Consider the following 25,994-nt stretch of genomic DNA (forward strand, 5'->3'; position numbering starts at 1 on the left):
GTTTTGGTTTTATATATTAAACTTCTAATGTTTCTAAATTGGATGACTTCATTAATTCGGCCTGTACGTTGGATGGCACTGGTTGGTATGATGAAAATACCGAGCTAAACGTCGCCCTGCCCTGTGTTAACGAGCGTAAGGCGGTAGAATAACCATATAGTTCGGCTGCCGGACAAGCACATTTTAAAATTTGATAATGCCCCTCGCTTTCTATGCCTTGTATAATGGCTCTTCTTGATTGTAAATCGGTCATAACGCTACCAACCATCTCTTCGGGTACTTTAACGGTGAGCATGTTGGAAGGTTCAAGTAACTTAGGATTTGAGTTTAAAAAGGCTTCCTTAAAGGCATGTGCCCCAGCTATTTTAAAGGATATATCGTTGGAATCTACCGAGTGCATTTTACCGTCGTAAACCATTACACGAACATCCCTAATAAACGAATGTGTTAATGGTCCGGCTTCCATCACCTCCAAAACGCCTTTCATTACCGATGGTAAATAGCGTAAATCTATGGCCCCGCCAACAATACAGTTGTAAAACACCAAGGTACCGCCCCATGGCAACGATACGACCTCCTTGCCCCTAATATTAAAGCCTTCCGGTTCTTCAATGCCTTCGTGCCAGGGTTCTATTTTTAAATGCACTTGTGCAAATTGCCCTGACCCGCCAGATTGCTTCTTGTGCCTATAATTAGCCGTTGAGGAGCGCTGAACGGTTTCTCGATAGGCAATTTTGGGCTGTTTGAATTCGGCTTCAATGTTATACAGATTCTTGAGCATCCACTGTATCGTAGCTAAATGTAATTCACCCTGGCAGCCCAATAGCAACTGTTTGGTTTCATTTGAAAAATTAATGACCACCGTGGGGTCCTGACTGTGGATTTTCTTTAAGGCTTCACTCAGTTTTTCCTCATCGATTTTATTGCTGGCCATAACCACTTTGGTAATGCGCGATTCAGGATATTTAATGGGTTTCATGGTGACTTCAAAATCTTTTTCGGTCAAGGTGTCGCCCGTTTCGGTATGCTTCAATTTTAAAGTGGCTCCAATATCGCCAACAGCCAATTGAGTAACGCTGTTTCGCTCTTTACCGTCCATAATAAATAGCTGGTTGATGGTTTCCGTTTCACCATTATTGGAATTGATAAACTTATCGTTGGCATTTACCGTTCCAGAATTCACTTTAAAAAATGTTACCTGACCCAAATTAGGCTGATGGAAGGTTTTAAAAACGAATAAGGATGTTGGCGCCTTTTTTTTATGTTCAATGGGCGTGCCTTCAATACTTTGCTCTGGTTTTAAATCGACCGTTGAAGGCGCCACATTATCTATAAAGCCCATTAGGCGGCCACTACCCATATCGTTAAGTGCAGAAACACAAAAGACAGGAAATAAATCGTGATTTAACATTCCTGCCTTTATGCCTTGGCGCATTTCATTTTCATTCAATGTGCCTTTTTCAAAGAACAGTTCTAAGAGTTCTTCGTCGTTTTCGGCGGCTTTTTCAACCAGTTCGTTATGGAGTTTATCGGCTTTTTCTTTTTCAGAATCTGGGATTTCCAATTTTTCAGGCTTCCCACCTTCCGGGCCAAATTTATACAGTTTCATTTTTAAAACATCAATAATACCTTGGGCACCATCTACCTTTACAGGATATTGAATTTTAATTACGTTGTTGCCTACCAGCTTTTTTAAACTGTTGAAGCTATATTCAAAATCGGCACTTTGGTGGTCTATTTGGTTGATTACAAACACCATGGGTTTATGATATTTATCTATATAATTCCAAATAATTTCTGTACCAATTTCACAGCCATGTTTGGCGTTTATAACATTAACCACGGTATCGGCTACTCTAATTGACGAAATAATTTCGCCAATAAAATCGTCAAGTCCCGGTGTGTCTATAATATTGATTTTGTAATTACGCCATTCGGTATGTAGCGGAGTTGCAAAAATAGATGTGCCGCGCTCCTGCTCTATTTCATGGTAATCAGAAATGGTATTTTTTTCCTCTATGGTTCCCCTTCTGTTGATCAGTCCAGCCTCAAAAAGCATGGTTTCTGATAGTGTTGTTTTTCCGCTACCGTGAGCGCCCACAAAAACAACATTTTTGATGTGTTTTTCGTCGTATATTTTCATGTGTCTGTATTTATTGTTTTTTCAATGGTCTTTTGAAACATCTGTATAAGTATTTCGATGCATGACGGAAATATACTGGGCATGTATATTTCGTCTTATTTAGTCATTAAATTTAATCACAAAAAACAGGGCATAACATGACATATGTCAGCATTTTTAAATAGCCGCTAAATCATCCCTTAATTTACTAAATACATGTTAAATAACCAGAAAAATTCGTGATTAACTTGCTAATCTATTATTTTCGCATTTCCTAAAATGGGAACCCCAACACATGAAACCGAAAGATAAATCAAAATCAACTAAGTCAAGACTGCAATTATTGCATCAATATTACAGCTACACCGGCTTTTACACTTTTGTTTGGCAAGCGGTAAAAAAAGCGCTGCCGTATATTGTGGGTTTTGTGTTGGTCATTTACGCTATCAATCATTTTTTTGATATTAATACAGGTTTAAAACATCTTACCGAAATATTGCCAGCCTACGGCGTATTGAGTTTCTTTTTTGTTTCTGAAACCCTTTTAGGCCTTATTCCACCAGAAATTTTTATCGCTTGGGCCGGAAAAATGTATGCCCCGTGGTTGTATTTAAGCCTGTTGGCGATTTTATCGTATAGCGGCGGACTCTTATCTTACTGGATGGGGCGGACTATTACTAATATTCCGTCGGTGCATAACTATTTAGAGGTTAAAATGGAAAAGCAACTAAAGAACTCCAAAAAATGGGGTGGCTTTTTAATAGTTGTAGGCGCCCTATTGCCCCTGCCCTTTTCTATTTCGTGTATTGCCGCTGGTATTATTGAATTTCCATTTAGAAACGTCATGCTTTATGGTTCATTGCGATTACTACGTTTTGTTATTTACGGTATCCTCATTTTTAACGTCGTTTAATAAAACTTTAGTTGTTGTCAATCTGAACTTGTTTCAGGTTCTCATTGAATTAAAATTAAAGATTCGGAAAAAGCTTTATTTTATTTAAAAAAGTCTTAATTCCTATCGCTTTTTAGGTATGGTGATTTACTTTTGCACTAAACAAGTTAACATGCTTTCATTTAAAAATATATTCCGAATTGTCGCACTGCTTGAAGGGGCGTCATACATCCTTTTACTGTTTATTGCCACACCTATAAAATACTTAGGCGACGACCCACAATATGTGAAATTACTGGGTATGCCCCATGGCCTTTTGTTTATTGCTTACATAGCCATGGCCGTTATGATAAGAAAAGATTATAATTGGAACAACCGGGCGTTTATGGTGGTTTTGATGGCTTCGGTTATTCCCTTCGGAACCTTTTATGTAGATAAAAAATTTCTAAAAAATTCTAACTAATGGAACGCTTAAAGCATCTCATTTACGATTACTTTATCAATGCGGGCACTACCGAAACAGTTGCCAAATACATGAATATGTTGTTGCTGCTGGTGGCGCTTTTCATCATTATTTTTATAATTGATTTTTTGGTTAGAAAGCTACTCATTGGCATGTTTTCGCAGTTCGCAGCGAAATCTAAAACCAATTTTGATGATTTGATGGTGGCCAATAAGGCGCCTAGAAATATAGCGCACATTGTGCCGTTGCTCGTTGCTTTGGAGTTTGTTCCTATGGTGCTGACCGATTTTCAGTATTATGAAAATATAGCCGAAAAAGGTCTACAAGTTTTCGGTATTATTTTAGTCTTATGGATTGTTCGCAGCCTTTTAAATACGTTAAAGGATTATTTAAAAACTCTGAAACGTTTTAAAGACAAACCTATAGCCAGTTATATTCAGGTGTTTATGATTTTTGCCTGGGTGATTGGAATTTTGTCATCATTCGCCATTGTAACAGGTATTGAGTTCTTTAAATTTGTTACGGGATTGGGTGCCGCATCGGCTGTGATTTTGTTGGTTTTTAAGGATACCATTTTAGGCTTTGTGGCCAGTATACAGGTTTCCATTAACGATATGGTGCGTATTGGTGATTGGATTACATTTGAAAAATACGGTGCCGATGGCGATGTTACCGAAATTACATTGGCAACGGTTAAAGTGCAAAATTTTGATAAAACCATTACTACCATTCCCACTTACGCCCTAATCTCTGATTCGTTTAAAAACTGGCGTGGCATGACCGCTTCTGATGGGCGACGCATAAAACGAGCACTTCATATAAAACAAGATGGTGTAAAATATTTGACTGATGCTGAAGTTGAAAAACTTAAAGGCATCCAATTGATAAAGTCTTATTTGGAAGCCCGGCAAGGCGATATAAAATCTTATAACACAGAAAACAATATTAATAAGGAACTTCTGTTAAACGGAAGAAACCTAACCAATTTGGGGGTGTTTAGAAAATACATCGATTCGTATTTAAAAAAGCATTCTGCCATCAATAAAGATATGATGATTATGGCCCGTCAATTGGCACCAACCACACAAGGTATTCCGTTGGAAATTTATGCCTTTAGTAGCGATAAGCGTTGGGAAAACTATGAATATATCATGTCTGATATTTTCGACCATTTGATAGCTGCACTCCCCTATTTTGATTTGGAGATTTTTGAGTTGCCGAGTAATTCGGTTTTTAAGGGCAAATAAAGCGTTAATTCAGTAGTCATTTAGAAGGAATCCCCATGATAATGGGATTTCTCGTCGCTCGTTCCTCTCTCTGTCGAAATGACAAAAATATAAAATCAATAAAACTTATACAGAACTCACAAGTATTTAACCTTGTCATGGTGACGAGGTATGACGTGACCATCTCAATTTTATTTTTTTAGTTTAGCTCACGCTGCGCTCAGCATGACGTTAAACAGACTAAACACTTTTTACCAATTGGTAATCATCCATAATAAAACCTTGGCCAATATCGGTCACCAAAGGACCAACATTTTCAAAACCTAAATTGGTGTAAGCTTCAATGGCTTTGGTGTTGTGCTTGTTTACGGTTAACCGAACTTGTCCTAATTGGTAGTTTCGTGCTTTTTCTTCAACAAATTGGATAGCAACCTTTCCTATTTTTCGGCCTCGGTAGGCGCTCAAAATATATATTTTACTTAAAAACAGGGCATGTTCTTCACGTTTTACCGAAATATAGCCCACATGGGTTTGGTTGTATTTTAGCAGATAATATTCAAATTCTTTAGCTATTTGGTCTTTTACAGCATCAGCTGACTGGAATTTTTCCAACATGTAATCAATCTGCGGTTTTCCGACAATAGGAATATAATGCTCGCGCCAAATAACATCGGCAAGTTCCTCAATTTTTAAGAAATGAATGCGACTTTTAACTGGAATAATTTCAATCATGTTATATAACATAACAATAAATCATGAAAAAATGAAAAATAGCACCAGCTAATACAAACAAATGCCAAATAACATGGTTAAACGGTATGCGTTGAATAATATAAAAAATGATACCAACCGTATAAGCCATGCCACCAGCAAACAGAAGTAAAATGCCATTGCTCCCCATGCTATCAGACAGGTTTGAAAAATCAAAAACAATCAACCAACCCATAACCAAATACAACAGTGTTGAAAATATTTCAAACTTTCCAGTATAAAAAAGCTTTAAGACGATTCCAAAAAAAGCGATTCCCCAAACCGTGTAAAACAAGGGCCACCCCCTGCTTTCAATCAACGAAATAAGTAAAACAGGCGTGTAAGTACCAGCAATAAGAAAGTAAATACTAATATGGTCAATTACCCTAAAAATATGTTTTCGTCCCGCACTAGTTGCAGTATGGTAAAAGGTAGAGGCTGTAAACAACACGATAATGGAAATACCATAAATAATCACGCTTAATAAGCTCCATGGCGTTCTTTCTGTGTCACCCAAAATGAGCAGTACCAAAGCAGCTATTCCAAATAGAGCACCAATGCCATGCGATATAGCGTTTAGTTTTTCCTCTAATCCTGTTTGCGTACGCATTTAATCTGTATTGTGTTCTTCGGAATACACCCATTTGTTGGTGAGCTCATAAAAATCGAATTCTATGGCCGACTTTTGCCGTTCTAAACGGCCACTTTGAAAGTTACGCTGCAGAATGTCCTCAATCAAATAATCTTCCTTTACGTTCATGGGGTCGAATTCGCGCTTTAATGAAATATCGAACATACTGGCCGTGGTGTTGTACCAGAAGGCACGCCAACCACTTCTAAGTTCTTTAACTAAATCAAAGGCGGTGGTTCCCGTTTGGCGGTGAATTAATTTTACAAGAATTTGCCCCTCGGTGCGGGTCATTTTTTTAAGTTCTTCAGAAAACTGCCCTTCTATATACTTTTGCACTATCCTTGTATAACGTTTTTTATCACGCTTTCTAGTAAGTTTCGCCATGCGTTGGTTCATAGAATCCAAACGCTCGGCAGCCATTTTGGCATAAGGGTAAACCTTTATAGTTTTTCGCCTTAAAATTAAATAGCGAATGCGGTCTTTACGACTATCAAATTTCAGCTTGTGCAAAAGCATCACTTCATCTAAATTGATAGCTGTTCGTGGCACTGAATCACCTTCAATAATAAGATACTCAACCTCAGTTGAATCCGTCTTAACAACATTCACTTGTGCCACTACAAAAGCGGGTATAAGAAGAAATAAATATTTTAAATAGTTCATCTATAAAACATTGGAGCATTAAGTATACCAAAATTAAGAATTTACAAGGTTTAAAACATTTTTTTATATAGATATTATTATTTTAGTGCAAAACTTTATTACATGGCCAAGAAGAGCATACTTAACAAAAAGTCGATGGACTTTTTAGAAAAATATTTGAATAATGCCTCACCTACGGGTTACGAATGGACCGGGCAGAAATTGTGGATGGACTATCTGAAACCCTATGTGGATGAGTTTATTACAGACACCTACGGTACAGCGGTTGGAGTAATAAACCCAAAAGCAAAATATAAAGTAGTCATTGAGGGGCATGCCGATGAAATTTCGTGGTATGTAAACTACATATCAGATAACGGATTGATTTACGTAATCAGGAATGGTGGTAGCGACCATCAAATTGCTCCGAGTAAAGTGGTAAATATCCATACCAAAAATGGTATTGTTAAAGGTGTTTTTGGCTGGCCGGCTATTCATACACGAAACAAGTCGAAAGAAGAAGCGCCTAAGCCAGATAACATTTTTATTGATTGTGGCTGTAAGAATAAAGAAGAAGTAGAAAAACTGGGCGTTCATGTAGGCTGTGTGATAACTTATCCTGACGAGTTCCATATTTTAAATAAAGATAAATTGGTTTGCCGCGCCATCGATAACCGTATGGGTGGTTTTATGATTGCAGAAGTTGCTAGATTATTGAAAGAAAATAAGAAGGAATTGCCTTTTGGACTTTATGTTACCAATGCTGTACAAGAAGAAATTGGTTTACGTGGAGCCGAAATGATTACCCAAACCATAAAACCGAATGTGGCTATTGTTACCGATGTTACCCACGATACCACTACCCCAATGATTGAGCAGAAAAAAGAGGGGCATTTAGAAATGGGAAAAGGTCCGGTAGTAGCTTACGCTCCAGCTGTGCAACAAAAATTACGAGATTTAATAACGGAGACGGCTGAGAAAAAGAAAATCCCGTTTCAACGTTCGGCATTATCAAGAGCGACAGGAACAGATACTGATGCATTCGCTTATAGCAATGGCGGTGTGGCTTCTGCTTTAATTTCCTTGCCTTTGCGCTATATGCACACCACGGTAGAAATGGTTCATAAAGACGATGTTGAAAACGTTATTAAATTAATTTACGAAACACTTCTTCAAATTAAAGAAGGCGAGAAATTTAGTTATTTCGAATAAAATTTTTGATTCCCGCTTTACGCGGGAATCTTTTTAAATATGGACGAATACATTGACATTACAGATGAAAACGGAAAACCCTTAGGACGGTCTGAACTAAAATCGGTTATTCATCAAAATGGTTATTACCACCACACGGCGCATATTTGGTTTTATACCGAAAACGGTAATATTTTATTATCACAACGTTCGTCAAAAAAAACGATTTGTCCGCTGATGTGGGATGTTTCAGTAGCAGGGCATATCGATGCAGGCGAAACGGCCGAGCAAGCCGCTATTCGCGAAACCAAAGAAGAAATTGGCCTAGATATTTCTGAAAAGGATTTATATAAAATAGGCGTTTTTGAATGTTTTCAATCCTATGGAAATGGTATTCAGGATAATGAGTTTCATAATACCTTCATTGCAAAATTAGATGCTTCCGTTTCACAATTAAGGCCTCAAGAAGATGAGGTTGAATCATTAAAATTGGTGAGTATTCAGGAATTTGAATCACTCATAAATCAAATAAAAAAAGACAATAACCACTTCGTTCCTTCAAATAAATCCTACTACCAATTCGTTTTGCATGAAATAAAAAAAGTTCTTCCATAGCATGAATTGAAACTGCAAGGTAAAATTCTTATATTTACTACTACCAACTTTTAAAATATGAGTAAAAATTTTAAGGTAAGCGTAAATTCTGATTTCAATTTTGATATTTCAGAGAAAGACATTTTAAATTTAGATGCTGTACAAACTTTCGAAACGAATTACCACATTATTCAAGACCACAAACCATTTCAGGCTAAGGTAGTTTCCTCTAATTTCTTCAGTAAATCCTATCAAGTACAGATTGGTAATGATTCCTACAGCGTACAAATTTCTGACGATTTAGATATTCAGATAAAAGAAATGGGCTTTGCTACTGGAGATGTAAAACAAGTAGATTCTATCATAGCGCCCATGCCAGGTTTAATATTAGAAATTAATATTGAAGTGGGCCAAGAAGTAAAGGAAAATGACCAACTGTTTATTTTGGAAGCCATGAAAATGGAAAACAGTATGGTGTCGCCTAGAGATGGCGTTATTAAATCCATTGCGATAAAAAAGGGCGATGCCGTTGAAAAGTACCAACTACTCATTGAATTTGAAGAATAAGATGAAAAAATTATTAGTTGCCAACCGAGGTGAAATTGCTATACGCGTAATGAAAACCGCCCAAAAGATGGGCATTAAAACGGTCGCCGTTTATTCTACTGTTGATAGAAATGCACCCCACGTTAAATTTGCAGACCAAGCTGTTTGTATTGGCGAAGCGCCATCTAGCCAATCGTATTTGCGCGGGGATAGAATAGTTGAAGTTGCCAAAAGCTTAAATGTAGATGGCATTCATCCTGGCTACGGTTTTTTAAGCGAAAACGCCCATTTTGCTGAATTGTGTGAAGAAAATAACCTTACATTTATTGGCCCACGTTCTAAAGCCATAAAAATCATGGGGAGTAAGTTAGCCGCCAAAGAAGCTGTAAAAAACTATAATATCCCTATGGTTCCTGGAATAGATGAAGCCATCACCGATGTTAAAAAAGCGAAGCAAATAGCCAAAGAAATTGGTTTTCCTATTTTAATAAAAGCTTCGGCTGGAGGTGGCGGAAAGGGAATGCGTGTGGTGGAAAAGGAAAGCGATTTAGAATCGCAAATGAATCGCGCGATAAGTGAGGCAAAATCGGCTTTTGGAGATGGTTCTGTGTTTATCGAAAAATATGTCACCTCTCCCCGACACATCGAAATTCAAGTCATGGCCGATAGCCATGGAAACTTTCTGCATTTTTTTGAACGTGAATGTAGCATACAAAGGCGTCATCAAAAGGTAGTTGAAGAAGCTCCTTCATCAGTATTAACGCCCCAGTTGCGAAAAGAAATGGGTGAAGCAGCTATTAAAGTAGCTAAAGCTTGTGATTATTTAGGTGCCGGAACCGTTGAGTTTTTATTGGATGAAAACCACAATTTTTACTTTCTGGAAATGAATACGAGGCTTCAGGTTGAACACCCTGTAACGGAATGGATTACGGGAGCTGATTTAGTTGAGCTTCAAATTAAAGTGGCACGAGGTGAAAAACTTAACATTGAACAAGACGATTTAAAAATTAACGGTCATGCCATAGAGTTACGCGTTTATGCCGAAGATCCTTTAAACGACTTTTTGCCTAGTGTGGGGCATTTGGCTAAATATAAAATTCCTGAAGGCCATGGCATCCGTGTCGATAATGGATTTGAAGAAGGTATGGATGTTCCTATTTATTACGATCCTATGCTCTCTAAGTTAATTACTTATGGAAAAACCCGAGAAGAAACCATTCAAATGATGATTAAGGCCATCGATAATTATAAAGTTGATGGTGTTGAAACCACGCTTCAATTCGGCAAGTATGTTTTTGAGCATGAAGCCTTTCGTTCTGGGAATTTCGATACCAATTTTGTAAAACAGCATTATTCTCCAGAAATTATAAAGGCGCAAATGCAAGACAAAGCGAAATTGGCTGCTCTAATCGGACTTAAACACTATTTAAAAGATCAAAAACTTTTACGTTTACCTCATTGATAATTATGGAATCAAAACAAGATAAGATTGATAAATTGAATAAGAAAATAGCCCAAGCTCATTTGGGTGGTGGACAAAAGCGTATTGATAAGCAACATGCCAACAAAAAATTAACGGCACGCGAACGCGTTGATTATTTATTAGATGAAGGTTCGTTCGATGAGATTGGGGCACTTGTAACCCACCGGACCACAGACTTTGGAATGGCCGATCAGAAATATTACGGAGATGGTGTGGTTACTGGACACGGAACCATTGATGGCCGGTTGGTTTATGTTTATGCCCAAGATTTTACGATTTTTGGTGGTTCGCTTTCTGAAACGCATGCTGAGAAGATATGTAAGGTTATGGATTTGGCCGTAAAAGTTGGTGCACCCATTATTGGACTAAATGATTCAGGTGGCGCTCGTATTCAAGAAGGCGTTCGTTCTCTTGGAGGTTATGCAGATATCTTTTATAGAAATGTACAAGCGTCGGGAGTTATTCCACAAATTTCAGCAATAATGGGACCCTGTGCCGGCGGTGCGGTATACTCCCCTGCCATGACCGATTTCACTTTAATGGTTGAAAATTCAAGCTATATGTTCGTAACCGGCCCCAATGTGGTTAAAACAGTTACAAACGAAGAAGTAACCAGCGAAGAACTAGGTGGAGCATCAACCCATGCCACAAAATCTGGAGTTGCCCATAAAACTTCGGCAAACGATGTTGAATGTTTGAATGACGTAAAAAAACTTTTAAGTTATTTACCCCAAAACAATACTGAAAAATCAAAAAAAGAAGCGGTTCATCTACAAGACGAAATACGAGATGTTTTATCAGATATTGTTCCAGATAATCCAAACAAGCCCTATGATATGCATGCAGTTATTTCTGGAATTATTGACGATAATTCTTTCTATGAAATCCATAAAGATTTTGCTGGAAGTATTATTGTTGGTTTCGCACGTTTAGGAGGCCAAAGTATTGGTATTGTTGCTAATCAGCCTATGGCGTTTGCTGGTGTTTTAGGCGTGAATAGCTCTAGAAAAGCTGCCCGTTTTACCCGGTTTTGTGATTGTTTCAATATTCCACTACTTGTTTTGGTTGATGTCCCTGGGTTTTTACCGGGCACCGACCAAGAATGGAACGGTATCATTGTACATGGTGCAAAACTACTGTATGCTTTAAGTGAAGCTACGGTGCCTAGAGTTACGGTAATCACCAGAAAGGCTTATGGCGGTGCTTATGATGTAATGAACTCCAAACACATTGGAGCCGATTATAACTATGCATGGCCAGGAGCAGAAATTGCAGTAATGGGTGCAAAAGGTGCGAGTGAAATAATTTTCAGAAAAGAGATAGCCAATTCTGATAATCCAGACGAGAAATTAGCTGAAAAGGAAGCTGAATATGCTGAAACGTTTGCTAACCCCTATAGAGCTGCCCAACGCGGTTTTATCGATGAAATTATTCTACCAAAAAACACAAGAAGAAAACTTATAAAGGCTTTTGCGTCATTAGAGAACAAAATGGTGGATAGACCAAAACGAAAACATGGTAACATTCCGCTTTAAAAGCTAACTTTAATAATAAAAAGGGATCCATTTAGATCCCTTTTTATCCTTTAATCAAAACTAAATTTAATAGCAAGATTGAATTAATTAATCTACTAAGCTTTTCTTTTTAAAAATTAATATGATACAACCAACCCAGTCATCATATTAATTTGAACATAAAAAGAACGAATGCTTAACACAATTAATTTATTGATAATAGCATTGAAACAAATATCTTTAACATAATTAAAACGACATAAAATTTAACTACGCAAATACTACGCAACCTTATAAAATTAGGTGAATGGTATTTTATAAGTTAATCAGCTGCCTTGCTGTTTTGAAATGTGTTTTGAAGATGTTCAACAAGTGTCGTTTTGTTCTTATTGAATTTAATTTTCTTGGAAATTCGATATCGCCTGCTTTCTACAGCCCTGATAGATACATTTAGAAAGACCGCTATTTCTTTATTGCTAAATCCCATAAACAAATAGTAACATAATATTATTTCTGATTGATTAAGGTCTGGATACTTTTGTTCAATCTCTTTAAAAAATTGGATATTAAGGTCGTTTACCAACTCCAAATGCGAATCGCCTTTATTCAATATAGTAGATGAATTAATATGCAAGTTTTTATACAACTCCTTAATTTGTTCCTTTTGCTGATCTATATTTTTGGTAGTCGAAATAGCCCGAACTTCTTCCTTTAACTTTTTTATGTATTCTTCTAATCCTTGAACCTTAACGGTTAATTTTTCGTTGTTGGATTTTAAATAAGAAAAGTTGCTTGATTCATTGCTGTACTCAATAACTTTTTTCTTCTGTTTTCTGTAAAACAGAAAATATATGACACTTATAGCGGCTAAAATCCCTAAAAAGTAAAGCATTGTTTTCATCTCAAAAAAACTAGCTACGTCTCCTGATAAAGACCCATCAGATAAAAAAGGCTCATTAATAATTAAACTGGCCTCAACAGTATTTTTATAAATTTTATCCCTTAAAGCGGCCAACGAATCTATATAGGCCTTTGACATATCAATATCTCCTTTAATTTTATAAGCGTTGGCATAGAGTTCGTAATAATCTCTTTGTACATCTTCACCCATATATTTTAAGAACTTGTCTGACTTCTTAAGATAATGTAAGGTCGAATCGGGCTGGTTTCTACGGTCATAAACATCTGCAATAGTAACATTTATCGCTACGTCAAACGAGTAATAATTATAATCGATTACGCCAGGTTTACCTTTTAAGGATTTAAATTCTTTATAATATTGTTTTGCAGAATCGAAATCATCAAGAACAAGATAATTGGAGATAAGCATATAGTTAGCGAACAGATAAAAATAGGCATCTTCATCAACAACCTTTTTGTAATCGTCTAACTTCTTTAGAATTATGTTATTGCAATCTTCATGTTTGCTTTCAAGAAATTTGGCATAAGCCACCATTTGATCAACTTCTACAAGCCCAAGTTTATAATCACACTTTTTATAATAATATTTAGCTTGATCTAAATATTTAAATAAAGTAGAATCCTTATCAATAAAATATAAGTTAGAAAACAAATCTAAACAAGCTTGTCCCGCCTCTTTGTAGTTTTTTTCTTTTTTTGCGTATTTAAGGGCTAATAAATTACACTGGTGCATTTTAGTATACTCCTTAAAATCGTCATGTATCAAAACTTTTATGGCGTAGTACTCTGCCAACCTTCCTGATATATTTTGATCTAAGGGTTTTGGAATGGAATCTAGAAACGCCAATGCGGTTTTGGAATCGAAATCTATTTGTATGTCAGCTGAATCTACAAAACGATAATAGTTTTCTTCTTGTCCTGACACCCTAAAACAGACTGAAATAAAAGCACAGAATAAAATGCGCATAAAAATTAGAGAGGAAGAATTTTTAAACATTTTAATTGTTAATAGCGCCTACAAAGTAAATGAAAATATACCATTTATATTAGCTATTGACAAATAAGTAATTAAAATCTTATAAAAAACATAATATTTTTGAATTAATAGCTTTACAATTGGTATAGAATAGACAACTCGGTATTGGTTGTATTGTGGCCGCTATTTGGATATTTCATATCTAAATTTGAGGTGTGTCTTATGGAATACCGAAATCCCAATTCCCATGATTTTATTTGATAAGAAATACCTATACCAAACACATCAGAAAAAGCAAAACCTTTGGCCAGTCGCTCTGTGGCTTTGTCTGAAATCATTGGGCCAATACTACCAATGGCATAAGTACTTAAACTACCCGCTATCTTATATCTCACTGCAAAACCAAAATTGAGTACATATTCTTTAATTGTTCGTTTTTGCATAAACAATTCCCTTTTATCCTCATAATCATCATAGTACCCTTCTTTAATGAACCATTTGTTTAAAAGCTGGTGTTCGACAACATAATAACTGGGTTCAACATGTGTTTCGAAAGCCCATCTGCGTTTTTGTTTTAAAATATAGTTTAACTGTACTTTATAGAATAAAACGTCGCTCTGGTAATCACTTAAATTAAAGGGGTACCTATTCTGTGTTCCAACACCTGAAGCAAACCCAATTTTAATATTTTCCTTTTTTATTTGTGAATAACCAACTCTAGGAAGACAAACAACCATGCACAGCATTAAGAACGAACCGCTTATCTTATAAAACATTTTGTTATACCTTATTGGTTTAGGACGAATTAGGAAGTGGCAAATATAACATTAATCACAACAAAAAAATGGCAAAACAAAATAACAGAATTGTAAATCGGCTACGATATTGAAAATCATCTAAATATTAAACAAAATGGCTTAAAAGAAGAAAATGGCAAAAGTCAAAAAAATCACCAACCGCGTTTCTTCTTCAACAAATTATGAATGAAGTTTAATTTATTAAAAACTGGTATTGGCACCACAAATGGGTAAATATCTGGTAAGCCCATGGAACGATTCAAACTGTTAACAGCCGATGTTAACGCTATGCTACTTTCAAAAATAGTATTAAAACTATTGGTTTGATAAGGATTTACACACCGCGTTGCATCTATTTCTTGGTTTTGCGTTTGATTTGATGAAAATGAAACACCTATGGCATAACCTGTTTCTAAGGTATCCATAATATGAAGGTAATGCGCCCACGTTTCGGCCCAATCTTCCCATGGGTGTGAAGTTGAATATTTACTAATAAAACTGAGATTCCAATTATTTGGTGCACCATTGCTGTAGTAATATTTTAATGCCTGATTATAATCTTGGTATTCGTCTCCAAACAATTTTCTGAACTCGTATATGTCGTCATTATAATCAAAACATAATGACCAGTAGTAATGTCCAATTTCGTGCCTAAAGTGTCCTAACAACGTTCTATAAGGTTCGTCCATTTGCTTTTTCAAAAATTCTCTATGTACTGAGTCTGCTTCAGAAAGCAAAATAGTAATAACCCCGTCGGCATGACCAGTCATTAAATTTTTGTTGTTGTTGACCGATAAAAAATCAAATGCAATACCAGCACTATTTTTAATTTTTGACTCTAACGGTAAATTCAATTTTGCAAGTTGATAAACCAAACGGTGTTTGGCTATTTCCAATTTTTTCCACTTTTTAAAATTTTCAACGTCACTCTCCCCAGGTACTTGTCTGTTTAATTGGCATGCTTTGCACATCGTTTGGCTTCCGTCATCTTCAATCAACCAATTGCATACGGCATATTTATGATTACTACAAAACTTAAGATTATTGCTAAAGTTGTTGTTATACCTATTTGGAATAACAAACCTATCGCTCTCAAAATGATAGCCTAGTGTGTTTCCGCAGTTAACGCACTGTGAGTTTTCAAAGAAAATAGTAGCAGTACAATTAGGGCAGTTAAAAATCTTCATATCACAAAGATAAATTTTTATGTTTCCGCTTTTCAAATCCTACAAACAAAAAAAGCACCTAAAAAAAGGTGCCTTCGTTGCTATTAATCAGTCTTAATTTTTCTTTTTAAGCAATCATATTAGAACTGTAAATCTGCTACCAAATCAAATTCATCGTAAATGGCTTTGTCTTTAAGTCCATCAAAAAAGCTTGTTGAACCATAACGGACGTCGTACTTTGATCTATCAACTTTTAAAGATGCCGTAGCTTTACTTCCGTATATTGAAATAGTAAAATCGACCGGATTTGTTTTTCCCTTAATGGTTAAATCACCAGTAACGTCGTAGGCATTTTTCCCTGAAGACACTACTTTTTTGAATACCAATTTGGCTGTTGGGTGGTTTTCAACACCAAAAAAATCATCAGACTTTAAATGGCCATCAAGTTTTCCTTTGTATTCACCTTCTAAATCTGTTGAGTTTATGGTGGTCATATCGATAACAAACTCCCCTCCTACCAATTTTTCATCTTCAAAAGCCAAAGTACCTGATTTAATTTCAATAGTTCCTTCGTGAGAACCGGTTACTTTATAACCTTTCCAAACCAATTTACTTTCTTCGATTTTTACTTCTTTTTTTACGACATCAATTTCGGTAAACGAAAATGCTGCAAATGCCATTATGGCTATTAATCCTATCTTTTTTACTGTACTTTTCATTGTATATTGTATTTATTGTTTAATTACAATGCAAATATCAGGAAGAAAAAGGGCATATAAAATGAAGTAGTTTAACAAATGATGTTAATCTAGTTTAACATCTCAGTCTTCCAATGCAATTTCACTTTTAATTTTAGATAAGAATTCTTTGGTAATGCCCAAATATGATGCTGTCATATACTGCGGAATACGCTGTTCTATATCAGGATATTGGTTTTTAAAATATAGATAACGGTCTTTTGCCGGAAGGCTAAAATTTCTAATTATACGCTTTTGTGAGGATGCAAAGGCACGTTCTATGATTTGTCTAAAAAAGCGCTCTAGTTTTGGTATTTTGGTGTAAAGTTCTTCAATAGAATCGTGATGAAACAAAATCAATTCCGTGTTCTCAACACATTGCACATTAAAATCGGCTGGTGTTTGGGTAATGAAACTGCCCATATCGCCAGTCCACCAGTTTTCAATAGAAAACATGACGATGTGCTCCTGCCCTTCCTCATCCATATGAAACATTTTGGTGCAGCCAGAAACCACAAAACACTCAATTTTACAGATATCACCTTGTTGAATAACATATTGCCCTTTTAAATATTTTCTGTAAGTGACTTTAGATTCCAAAAAAGTTTCTTCATCCCTAGTTAAGCTTACGTGATTTCCAATATAATCTAAAAGTGGTTTTATGTTCATTATGGTGCTTTAGTTTCTCATCAAATTTAGTAATAATAGCATTGTGTTAATAAATGGTTAATCGATTTTTTAAGAATTTTATTCCTGTAATTTTGCGGCATGGAAAAACCCCAAGATTTTAAGTTTGAATTTGTAGCCTTAATGGCGTCTTTAATGTCTATCGTAGCCCTGTCGATTGATGCCTTATTGCCTGCATTGCCTGAAATTGGAGCATCATTGGGCGTTACTAACCCAGCCGATAACCAATTGCTTATTACCATGATTTTTTTAGGTATTGGTTTTGGTCAGTTGATTTTAGGGCCGTTATCCGATAGTTTTGGAAGAAAACCTTTAGTATATGCAGGTTTTGTAATTTTTATAATAGCGAGCATTATTTGCGTTACCACAGAAAATTTCGAATGGATGATTGTGGGCAGAACCTTGCAGGGTTTCGGATTGGCATCGGCTAGAACAATAAGTATATCGATGGTTAGGGATGAATTTAGTGGTGATTATATGGCTAAAATCATTTCGTTTATTGTTATGTTTTTTCTTTTGATACCAGTAATCGCGCCAACACTCGGGCAATTTTTGATGCAGTTTTTCAATTGGGAGTCTATATTCTATTTCAACTTGATTTTTGGAGTTATCATCATGGTTTGGTTCTGGTTAAGACAACCTGAAACATTGAATAAAGAAAAGCGCATTAAATTTTCGTCGAGTTTGTTTATTGACGGCACCAAAGAGTTTTTCAAAAACACCGATGCTATTGCGTTTACATTGATTTCTGGATTTATAACAGGTTCTTTTATGGTGTATTTAAGTACCTCGCAACAAATATTTCAAGAACAATATAACCTGGCAGAAATGTTTCCTTATATATTTGCTAGTTTAGCCATTTCTATTGGTCTGGCCACATTTTTAAACAGTCAGCTAGTTGTTAGATTTGGTATGCTCCGCATCGCATTTATTGCCTGTATTGCTTATGCCCTAATTTCGGTGTTGTATGTATTACTATTTTGGTCTGGAATTAACCCTAGTATCCATATTCTAATAGCCTTTTTTGGGATGCAATTTTTTGCCGTGGGTTTCCTTTTTGGTAACTTAAGAGCATTGGCCATGCAGCCTTTGGGGCATATTGCGGGAATAGGCGCTGCTATAAATGGTTTCTTATCGACCGTATTGGCTGTACCTATTGCCAATTATATCGGTAGTTTTGTAGAGTCTTCGGTTTTACCTTTGTTTATAGGCTTTTCGGTGTTTGGAATCTTGTCATTACTCGTTTTTATATACCTAAAAAAACGTAAGCCCGTTGTGAATTTAGCTTAGATTTGTTTTTTGTAACGTTAAAAAAAAGTTTATAAATACCGTTCTTTTATAATATCCATGTGCCATTGGTAATGCCCCAAAACAATAAAAGCAGCGACTCTTGCAGACATTGTATTTCCACTTACGTTCCCTATTAAACTTAAGTCTTCTTCATTTAAAGAATCAAGCAGGGTTATAAAACTTAAGCGTACCGTTTTAAATTCTGCCATAAGAGACTCAACACTTTTATTTTTCGCATTTGAAGGTTTTATATAATCATTTTGTTCAAACCCAGGAAAAGGCGTTTTATCTTGCCTTGCTATGCAAAAGCAACGGTATTGAAAGATACGCTCGGTATCAATGAGATGCTGAAAAACCTCTTTAACATTCCATTTTTCATGGGCGTAAGCATGGTTCAATTTAATAATGGGAATATTTTGAAAGAAATTAGAAACGTTATTGAAACCCTCTTTAAAGCCTTCACGCAAAGTGATTTCTTTGGGAATCAAATCCAAATACGTCTTGTAAAAATCACTATATTCCGATTGGTTTATATCCGTAATTTTCATAATCAATCTATTTAGTTTAGCATGATTAATAAAGTTACGAATTTATGCCCTTTAAGTACGAGTTTGGCTTTTGTTTTATTTAAAATTAAAAGTATTTCTTCGAAAAAAAACATCTTTTTAAATCTTGGCTTGGTAGGTATACAAATCGTAATACCTGCCATTTAAAGCGATAAGTTCATCATGTGTACCGCGTTCAACAATGCGGCCCGCTTCAACCACTAAAATCTGGTCGGCTTTACGGATGGTACTCAATCTATGTGCGATAACAATGGTAGTTCTATTTTTAACGAGTTGTCCTAAACTTTTTTGAATAAGGGCTTCACTCTCCGTATCTAAATTAGACGTGGCTTCATCTAAAATAATAATTTTCGGATTGGCCAATATAGCACGTGCAATGGCCAAACGTTGCCGCTGTCCGCCAGAAAGTTTAACACCGCGTTCGCCAATAAGCGTTTCCAATCCATTGTCAAATCTATCGGTAAATTCATTGACGAATGCTGCTTTTACAGCGTTTTGAAGCTCTTCTTCTGATGCATTAGGTCTTGGAAACATAATATTTTCCCTTATGGTACCTTCAAATAAAAATTCATCCTGAAGAACAACACCAAGATATTTACGATAACTCTCCAGCTTAACTTGCGACAAATCTTGCTTGTCGATAGTCACCTTACCTGATTTGGGGTTTAAAAACGTAGCCGACAGCCCCGCAATAGTCGATTTTCCAGAGCCCGAACTGCCCACCAAGGCTGTTACAGAACCAGCAGGTGCTTTAAAACTAATGTTGTGAATCACATCTTTGTCGGTTTCATAAGCAAACGAAACATTGTTAAATTCTATATCACCTTTTAAAGTTTCCAATTGAATATTTCTATCGGTGTCATCAGCTTCGGCAGCCATATTCATTAATTCTTCTGTGCGGTCCAATCCTGCTAAGGCCTCGGTAAGCTGGCTACCAATATTGCTCATTTGTACAATGGGCGCAATCATAAATCCTAAAATCAATGTGAAAAATAGAAAATCACCGGTCGTCATTTCGGCCTGCATCATATAATAGCCACCAATACCCATAATACCTGTGGTGGCCACACCAATTAAAAAGGTTGAAGAGCTAGTCATAAAAGCCGTAGCAGTTAAACTCTTCTTTACATTTTGGTACAGTTTATCGACACCTTCCTCGAACACTTGGTTTTCTTGGGCTTCGGCATTAAACGCTTTTATAACGCGAACACCTGCTAAGGTTTCGGTGAGCCTACCTTTTACTTCGGCGTTTATTTTACCGCGGGTTCTAAAAATCGGACGAATATATTTAAAGGCCCGAAGTGCGATATACCCAAAAATGGATAGGGGCACGAATACAAAAAGCGTCATCCACGGGTTTATTTTTATTAAAATAATCAATGAAACGATGGCCGTAAAAGATCCACCAACCAACTGAACCAAGCCGGTTCCTATAAGGTTTCGAACACCTTCAACGTCACTCATAATACGAGAAACTAAAGCCCCCGATTTTGCATTATCGAAAAAACTAATGGGTAACGACAATACTTTTTTCTGAACCTGTGCCCGCAATTCACTAATTAAATACTGGGCCTGTACGCTTAAAATTCGTGTAAGCGAAAACGAGGTCACGGCTTGTATCAATATCGCCGAAAGCACGATGGCCACTAAGGTATACACTTGGCTGATGTCTTTACTCGGCACCACGTCATCCAACAACACCTTACTCTGCCAAGGTAATACTAAACCGGCTAAACTTCTAATGACGATAAGGATTAAGCCAAGAAATACCAAGTTACGCCGTGGCCAAATAATGGTTTTAAAGGCCTGCGCCATGGTAACTTTAGATTTGGAATCGCCTTTATTTTCTATGGATGGCTTTAGGTGTTTCATCTTAATTTATTTAAACATAAACAAACAGCTAAATTAGTTATTCTGAGTATTGAATAACACCATAGGCTGAAATTATAATCCAAAAGTTGTTAAACATTTTTGTTTGTTAGTCTTTAAGTATATTTGATAACCCGTTGTGCATTTTAATAAAATTCGTCAATTCGAGTGAATTTCACGACAGAATGAGTGAAATTTATATCGAAAAAAAATTATCTAACAAGCGGTTCTCGATACGATTTTTCGTTCCTCAAAATCACTCGAACTGACGTCTAAACTAAGCTTTATGTTCAAAATGTACAACGGATTTCATTAGTCTAGTCCTATACTTTATTAAACACCGAACTCATGGAAAAAAGCATATTTGAAATCACCAAAATGGACTGCCCTTCGGAAGAGAATTTAATCCGCATGAAACTAGATGGCATCTCCAGTATTAAACATTTGGACTTTGATATTCCCAATAGAACCTTGGCTGTTTTTCACGATGGGCAAATGGAACATATCGAAAAAGCCATTATCGAACTGAATTTAGGCGGTAAAAGGCGCTCTACAGAACAAACCGAAACTGTCGCCTTTGCTGAGACTAAAAATCAAAAAACATTACTTTGGACCGTTCTTGCTATTAATTTTGTGTTTTTCCTGATTGAAATGAGCACGGGCTTAATCTCAAAATCGATGGGCTTGGTGGCCGATAGTCTAGATATGCTGGCCGACTCGTTTGTTTACGGCATAAGTTTATTTGCTGTTGGTGGTACTTTGGTGCTAAAAAAGCGCATTGCCAAGCTCGCTGGGTATTTTCAAATCACGCTTGCGGTAATTGGGTTTATAGAGGTTTTAAGACGCTTTTTTGGCGCAGAAAAACTCCCTGATTTTACTACTATGATTGTGGTTTCCATATTGGCGTTAATCGCCAATGGCATTTGCCTTTACTTGTTACAGAAATCGAAAAGTAAGGAAGAAGCCCATATGAAAGCCAGTATGATTTTCACCTCCAACGATGTTATTATCAATTTAGGAGTGATTACTGCAGGGCTTTTGGTAAATTGGTTACACTCTAACAAGCCCGATTTGATTATAGGTTCCATCGTATTTGTTTTGGTGGTACAAGGGGGTATACGTATTTTGAAGTTGTGAAGTAAACCCCAATATCTCTTTTATAGCTTACACAATAAAGAACAGCTTATTTAAAAAATTTTCGTTTTACTTTTAAATGATTTGTTAGTATATCATTTTTAGTTTAAGCAAATTACATTTTTGTAAATGTTTGATTACAAGATTATTAATTTTTTACTTAAAAAAAACTACTAAATTCACCTTGTTTAAGTTATTTTCTTACGTTATAAATTTTATATTTGTTCAAAATTGCCATAGATTAATTATAATTTTTGGTGAAAATTAACTATTTTAAAACAGAAAAAATGATTAAAAAAACACTTAAATTAACATCTGTTGCATTTGCAGCATCAATTCTTTTAACTTCTTGTTACTCATACACAAGCGTAGTAGGTTCAGGTTCTCAAGGAAACAATGAAGTGACAAAGTGGAATCACTATTTAATTGGAGGATTAGCTCCTGTAGGCGTTTCAGATTCTAAACAGATGGCTAATGGTTCTGAAAACTATACTGTACACACAAGACTTTCTTTTGTGAACGGATTAGTTTCCTCTATTACTTTTGGCTTGTATTCTCCAACAACCACAACTGTAAAGTATTAATTCAAAATATAAAAGAGGCTGTCTAAAAAGTCTTGAACATTGTCAGTTTGAGCGCAGTCGAAAACATTAGTATGTTGATATTTAATGCATTTCGACTGCGCTCAATGTGACAAATTAGTTCAATTTAGACTTTTTAGACAGCCTCTTTTTATCATACATATGAAAAGATTATTACATATAGTTTCAATAATAGCTTCAATTGTTTTTGTTTATAATATTTTTCAGATTTTATCGCTAGGTATTTCCAACCTAAGTAACTTTGGGTTTGGCGCTTTAATTGGAAAAGTGTTATTACTATTAGCTTCACTTTTTGTCGCTCTTAAAACTAGAAAACAAAAAAAGGAAGAGTAAAAATAGTTTATTATTCTTATTACTTCGAATACTTTTTCTTTTTACTTCCCTCATACATCACATATTTTACCAATCTGGATTCCAGCTTCGCATTAAAAAGTTGGATTTTTCTGGACGGCCTTAAGCCTACATGTTTTAAAGCATCAAGGTTACTGGTAATAAACCAAGCATCGGTACCCGGGTAATTTTGTTTTAAGGTATCGCCAATATGGGCATAAAATTGTTCCATATCGATATTTAAACGTTCTCCGTAAGGTGGGTTAAATACCATGTGGAGTTTCTCCTCCCCGCCTTTTTGGGTCTTAAAGAAGTCTTCATGACTGATTTCAATAAAATCGTCCAATTGGGCGTTGCTTACATTTTCTTTGGCCTTGGCCACCGCACTTGGGGCTTTATCGTAGCCGATAATTTTATGGTGGAAATCGCGGGTTTTATTCAACAGCGATTCTTCTATTTTTTCAAATAAATCGACATCCCAATCGGGCCAACGCTCAAAAGCAAACTCTTTACGCATTAAATTGGGCGGTATGTTACAGGCTAACATGGCGGCTTCAATTAAAATAGTACCACTACCGCACATGGGGTCCATAAAATCAGATTGGCCGTCCCACCCCGAAAGCATGACCAAACCGGCCGCCAACACCTCGTTTATGGGCGCAATATTCGTAGCGGTTTTGTAACCACGTTTATGTAGGGAATCGCCCGACGAATCCAACGACACCGTACAACGGTTTCTATCGATGTGTATGTTTATTTTAAGGTCTGGAAATTTTAAATCGACATTGGGGCGCTGTCCATCGGTATCTCTAAATTTATCGACAATGGCATCTTTTGTTTTTTGGGCGATATAAAGCGAATGCGTAAATAAATGCGAATGGATGGTGGCATCAATAGCCAAACTGCCTGTGGGCTTTAAATACTCGCCCCATTCCATGGCATAGATTTTATTGTATAAGTCTTTTTCGTTGTTGACATAAAAAGAATGGATGGGCTTTAAAATTTTAATGGCGGTGCGCACGCTTAAATTAGCTTTGTACATAAAACCTTTGTCGCCAACAAACGACACGTTTCGCACGCCTTTTTTTATGTTTTGTGCTCCGAGTTGCTTGAGTTCGTTTTCTAATAAATCTTCAAAGCCAAATAAGGTTTTGGCCACCATGTTAAAATTTTCTTCCATTTTTTTAGTCTGATACCTTGCAAAAATAATGTAATTTTGCGGTTAAACACTAGCAAAAGCTGATAATGGGTTAAGGATTGCAGCGGCATCCTTTTTAAAATACGAAAATGGTATTGCGAGGCAAATTTTTATTTGCCGTAGCCATCTTCTAATTAACATTTTAAAAAGATACAGCGGAAAGCCTGACCACCGAAATAGTTTTCGGGGGTAACCCCAAAAAAAATATATGATCAATAATACGTCTACATGGTTTACTTCGTGGTTTGACACGCCGTACTACCATATTTTATACAAAGATAGAAATGATAGCGAGGCCCATGCCTTTATGGAAACGCTTACCGATTATTTGAATATCCCAGAGCATGGCCGTATTTTGGATTTGGCCTGCGGAAAAGGACGCCACGCCAGGTATTTAAACAAAATTGGATACGATGTTACCGGGGTTGATTTAAGCGAAAACAGTATTGCCTTTGCCAAAAAGTTTGAAAACCACCGCTTACATTTTGATGTGCATGATATGTGCCTACCCTATAACAAGCAGTTTGATGCCGTTTTTAACTTGTTTACCAGTTTTGGCTATTTTGAGTATGACGAGGACAACCTAAAAACCATTAAAGCCATTAAGGCCGATTTGAACGAACATGGTTTTGGGGTGATTGATTTTATGAACAGTGAGTATGTTATTGACCATTTGGTGCCAGAGGAAGTTAAAACGGTGGATGACATTGAGTTCCATTTAAAGCGCTATGTAAAAGGCGATTATATTATTAAGGATATCTCATTCACCATAGGCGATAAAGATTATCATTTTCAGGAACGGGTACGTGCGTTTACTTTAGCGGATTTTGAGAGCCTGTTTGAAGAAGCCGATGTATATTTACTGGATGTTTTTGGCGATTATAAATTGCGAAAATTTAACCCCAAAACTTCGGAACGTTTAGTGATGATTTTTAAATAGGAGGATAACCGGCAGTTGTTTATTTTTGCTGCTACGAATAGTGTAATTAAATGAACAAATTTATTTTCCCCATATTGGCGGTGGTTCTTGGTTTTTTACTGGCCCTTGCCTCTAAAAAACAAAAGTCTTGGAATACCAAGCTCCTACTCTCTTTCAGTGGGGCTTTTCTATTGGCCTTAACGCTTTTTGAATTATTACCCGAAGTATATCATCATTTGGAGGCTAAACTTACCGGTCTTTTGATTATGTCTGGTATTTTGCTGCAAATTATTTTAGAGCTCTTTTCTAAGGGCGCCGAGCACGGGCATGTGCACATTCATAAAAACGAAACCGTTTTTCCGTGGTTGTTGTTCATCAGTTTATGCATACACAGCTTTTTAGAGGGTTTTTCCATACACGACCACAACGATATGGTTTATGGAGTTTTGGTGCATAAAATCCCCATTGCGCTAATCATTACCTTATTTTTAATGCAGAGCCAATACAGCAGAATGCAAATTGCAGCATTTTTATTGGTATTTGCCCTTATGACTCCTTTGGGTACTTATGTGGCGCATGCTTCAAATTTAACCGAACAATATGTTCATGCCATCAATGCCGTAGTAATTGGTATCTTTTTTCATATTTCTACCACCATTTTGTTTGAAAGTGGCGATGGCCATAAGTTTAATTTGTCGAAATTTATTTCGATTATTTTAGGCGTTGGTATCGCTTATTTGATTTAATT

26 protein-coding genes are annotated in these 25,994 nt (G+C 36.2%); 14 read left to right on the plus strand and 12 right to left on the minus strand.

Translation table 11 applies throughout. From position 1 onward, the window contains the following. Positions 1 to 16 precede the first annotated feature (16 nt). Complete coding sequence (locus ACIEHO_RS11950) at positions 17 to 2,143, minus strand: elongation factor G (protein ID WP_406971980.1); 2,127 nt, start codon at positions 2,141 to 2,143, stop codon at positions 17 to 19. A 274-nt stretch (positions 2,144 to 2,417) separates the two neighbouring features. On the opposite strand from ACIEHO_RS11950, the gene ACIEHO_RS11955 reads away from it, so the two are divergent. From ACIEHO_RS11955 to ACIEHO_RS11965, 3 genes are all read left to right on the plus strand, one after another. After that, positions 2,418 to 3,035 (plus strand): YqaA family protein, encoded by a 618-nt coding sequence (locus tag ACIEHO_RS11955; RefSeq protein WP_406971982.1) that lies wholly within the window; start codon positions 2,418 to 2,420, stop codon positions 3,033 to 3,035. Between the two features lie 151 nt (positions 3,036 to 3,186). Next, complete coding sequence (locus ACIEHO_RS11960) at positions 3,187 to 3,477, plus strand: DUF3817 domain-containing protein (RefSeq protein WP_406971984.1); 291 nt, start codon at positions 3,187 to 3,189, stop codon at positions 3,475 to 3,477. Further along, on the plus strand, positions 3,477 to 4,724 hold the full coding sequence (locus tag ACIEHO_RS11965; protein WP_406971986.1) for a mechanosensitive ion channel family protein: 1,248 nt from the start codon (positions 3,477 to 3,479) through the stop codon (positions 4,722 to 4,724). The genes ACIEHO_RS11960 and ACIEHO_RS11965 overlap by 1 nt, the downstream gene beginning before the upstream one ends. A 219-nt stretch (positions 4,725 to 4,943) precedes the next feature. Here ACIEHO_RS11965 and ACIEHO_RS11970 read toward each other — a convergent pair whose 3' ends face one another. Genes ACIEHO_RS11970 through ACIEHO_RS11980 form a run of 3 tightly spaced genes read right to left on the minus strand, consistent with a single transcriptional unit; the run spans position 4,944 to position 6,747 of the window. Continuing rightward, entirely contained in the window at positions 4,944 to 5,435 is a 492-nt protein-coding gene (locus ACIEHO_RS11970) for a GNAT family N-acetyltransferase (RefSeq protein ID WP_406971988.1), read from the minus strand. Position 5,436: 1 nt separating this feature from the next. Beyond that, positions 5,437 to 6,063 (minus strand): PAQR family membrane homeostasis protein TrhA, encoded by a 627-nt coding sequence (gene trhA, locus ACIEHO_RS11975; protein WP_406971990.1) that lies wholly within the window; start codon positions 6,061 to 6,063, stop codon positions 5,437 to 5,439. Next, a complete protein-coding gene (locus ACIEHO_RS11980; RefSeq protein ID WP_406971992.1) occupies positions 6,064 to 6,747 on the minus strand; it encodes a DUF4294 domain-containing protein in 684 nt (227 codons plus the stop codon). Between the two features lie 102 nt (positions 6,748 to 6,849). Between ACIEHO_RS11980 and ACIEHO_RS11985 the strand changes: the two genes are divergently transcribed. From ACIEHO_RS11985 to ACIEHO_RS12005, 5 genes are read left to right on the plus strand one after another with little or no spacing between them, the layout of a single operon-like run. Continuing rightward, positions 6,850 to 7,938 carry a M42 family metallopeptidase gene (locus ACIEHO_RS11985; protein ID WP_406971994.1) on the plus strand — a complete coding sequence of 363 codons (1,089 nt, stop codon included), beginning with the start codon at positions 6,850 to 6,852 and terminating at the stop codon, positions 7,936 to 7,938. Between the two features lie 39 nt (positions 7,939 to 7,977). Further along, positions 7,978 to 8,532: an NUDIX hydrolase gene (locus ACIEHO_RS11990; RefSeq protein ID WP_406971996.1), complete on the plus strand. Its 555-nt coding sequence runs from the start codon at positions 7,978 to 7,980 to the stop codon at positions 8,530 to 8,532. 57 nt (positions 8,533 to 8,589) lie between these two features. Then, positions 8,590 to 9,078, plus strand: a complete 489-nt coding sequence (locus tag ACIEHO_RS11995; protein ID WP_406971998.1) for an acetyl-CoA carboxylase biotin carboxyl carrier protein subunit — start codon at positions 8,590 to 8,592, stop codon at positions 9,076 to 9,078. 1 nt (position 9,079) lies between these two features. Next, positions 9,080 to 10,519 (plus strand): acetyl-CoA carboxylase biotin carboxylase subunit, encoded by a 1,440-nt coding sequence (gene accC / locus ACIEHO_RS12000; protein WP_406972000.1) that lies wholly within the window; start codon positions 9,080 to 9,082, stop codon positions 10,517 to 10,519. 5 nt (positions 10,520 to 10,524) lie between these two features. Further along, positions 10,525 to 12,075 carry an acyl-CoA carboxylase subunit beta gene (locus ACIEHO_RS12005; RefSeq protein WP_406972002.1) on the plus strand — a complete coding sequence of 517 codons (1,551 nt, stop codon included), beginning with the start codon at positions 10,525 to 10,527 and terminating at the stop codon, positions 12,073 to 12,075. Between the two features lie 301 nt (positions 12,076 to 12,376). On the opposite strand, the gene ACIEHO_RS12010 is transcribed toward ACIEHO_RS12005, so the two are convergent. The 5 genes from ACIEHO_RS12010 to ACIEHO_RS12030 all read right to left on the minus strand — a co-directional run bounded on the left by ACIEHO_RS12010 (position 12,377) and on the right by ACIEHO_RS12030 (position 17,320). Then, positions 12,377 to 13,942, minus strand: coding sequence for a helix-turn-helix transcriptional regulator (locus ACIEHO_RS12010; RefSeq protein ID WP_406972004.1), 1,566 nt, complete (start codon positions 13,940 to 13,942; stop codon positions 12,377 to 12,379). 143 nt (positions 13,943 to 14,085) lie between these two features. After that, positions 14,086 to 14,727: an acyloxyacyl hydrolase gene (locus ACIEHO_RS12015; RefSeq protein WP_406972006.1), complete on the minus strand. Its 642-nt coding sequence runs from the start codon at positions 14,725 to 14,727 to the stop codon at positions 14,086 to 14,088. 173 nt (positions 14,728 to 14,900) lie between these two features. Further along, positions 14,901 to 15,935 (minus strand): zinc-binding metallopeptidase family protein, encoded by a 1,035-nt coding sequence (locus ACIEHO_RS12020; protein ID WP_406972008.1) that lies wholly within the window; start codon positions 15,933 to 15,935, stop codon positions 14,901 to 14,903. 119 nt (positions 15,936 to 16,054) lie between these two features. After that, positions 16,055 to 16,633 (minus strand): YceI family protein, encoded by a 579-nt coding sequence (locus ACIEHO_RS12025; protein ID WP_406972010.1) that lies wholly within the window; start codon positions 16,631 to 16,633, stop codon positions 16,055 to 16,057. Between the two features lie 102 nt (positions 16,634 to 16,735). Beyond that, positions 16,736 to 17,320: a Crp/Fnr family transcriptional regulator gene (locus ACIEHO_RS12030; RefSeq protein WP_406972012.1), complete on the minus strand. Its 585-nt coding sequence runs from the start codon at positions 17,318 to 17,320 to the stop codon at positions 16,736 to 16,738. A 99-nt stretch (positions 17,321 to 17,419) separates the two neighbouring features. Here ACIEHO_RS12030 and ACIEHO_RS12035 point away from each other — a divergent pair, with 99 nt between their 5' ends. Next, the gene (locus ACIEHO_RS12035) at positions 17,420 to 18,628 is read left to right on the plus strand and encodes a multidrug effflux MFS transporter (RefSeq protein WP_406972014.1); all 1,209 of its coding nucleotides are present in this window, start codon (positions 17,420 to 17,422) and stop codon (positions 18,626 to 18,628) included. Between the two features lie 29 nt (positions 18,629 to 18,657). Here ACIEHO_RS12035 and ACIEHO_RS12040 read toward each other — a convergent pair whose 3' ends face one another. Then, positions 18,658 to 19,176 (minus strand): DinB family protein, encoded by a 519-nt coding sequence (locus ACIEHO_RS12040; RefSeq protein ID WP_406972016.1) that lies wholly within the window; start codon positions 19,174 to 19,176, stop codon positions 18,658 to 18,660. Positions 19,177 to 19,293: 117 nt separating this feature from the next. Next, on the minus strand, positions 19,294 to 21,066 hold the full coding sequence (locus ACIEHO_RS12045; RefSeq protein WP_406972018.1) for an ABC transporter ATP-binding protein: 1,773 nt from the start codon (positions 21,064 to 21,066) through the stop codon (positions 19,294 to 19,296). A 345-nt stretch (positions 21,067 to 21,411) separates the two neighbouring features. Between ACIEHO_RS12045 and ACIEHO_RS12050 the strand changes: the two genes are divergently transcribed. The 3 genes from ACIEHO_RS12050 to ACIEHO_RS12060 all read left to right on the plus strand — a co-directional run bounded on the left by ACIEHO_RS12050 (position 21,412) and on the right by ACIEHO_RS12060 (position 23,132). Beyond that, positions 21,412 to 22,200 carry a cation transporter gene (locus tag ACIEHO_RS12050; RefSeq protein ID WP_406972020.1) on the plus strand — a complete coding sequence of 263 codons (789 nt, stop codon included), beginning with the start codon at positions 21,412 to 21,414 and terminating at the stop codon, positions 22,198 to 22,200. A gap of 284 nt (positions 22,201 to 22,484) precedes the next feature. Then, the gene (locus ACIEHO_RS12055) at positions 22,485 to 22,781 is read left to right on the plus strand and encodes a Bor family protein (protein WP_406972022.1); all 297 of its coding nucleotides are present in this window, start codon (positions 22,485 to 22,487) and stop codon (positions 22,779 to 22,781) included. A 159-nt stretch (positions 22,782 to 22,940) separates the two neighbouring features. Continuing rightward, positions 22,941 to 23,132 (plus strand): hypothetical protein, encoded by a 192-nt coding sequence (locus ACIEHO_RS12060; RefSeq protein ID WP_406972024.1) that lies wholly within the window; start codon positions 22,941 to 22,943, stop codon positions 23,130 to 23,132. 19 nt (positions 23,133 to 23,151) lie between these two features. On the opposite strand, the gene ACIEHO_RS12065 is transcribed toward ACIEHO_RS12060, so the two are convergent. Then, positions 23,152 to 24,309, minus strand: a complete 1,158-nt coding sequence (locus tag ACIEHO_RS12065) for a THUMP domain-containing class I SAM-dependent RNA methyltransferase (RefSeq protein WP_406972026.1) — start codon at positions 24,307 to 24,309, stop codon at positions 23,152 to 23,154. 226 nt (positions 24,310 to 24,535) lie between these two features. Between ACIEHO_RS12065 and ACIEHO_RS12070 the strand changes: the two genes are divergently transcribed. Next, complete coding sequence (locus tag ACIEHO_RS12070) at positions 24,536 to 25,267, plus strand: class I SAM-dependent methyltransferase (protein ID WP_406972028.1); 732 nt, start codon at positions 24,536 to 24,538, stop codon at positions 25,265 to 25,267. Between the two features lie 50 nt (positions 25,268 to 25,317). Beyond that, positions 25,318 to 25,992 (plus strand): ZIP family metal transporter, encoded by a 675-nt coding sequence (locus ACIEHO_RS12075; protein ID WP_406972030.1) that lies wholly within the window; start codon positions 25,318 to 25,320, stop codon positions 25,990 to 25,992. Positions 25,993 to 25,994: the final 2 nt, after the last annotated feature.

The organism is Flavisericum labens (assembly GCF_045446075.1).
Classification (GTDB): domain Bacteria; phylum Bacteroidota; class Bacteroidia; order Flavobacteriales; family Flavobacteriaceae; genus Flavisericum; species Flavisericum labens.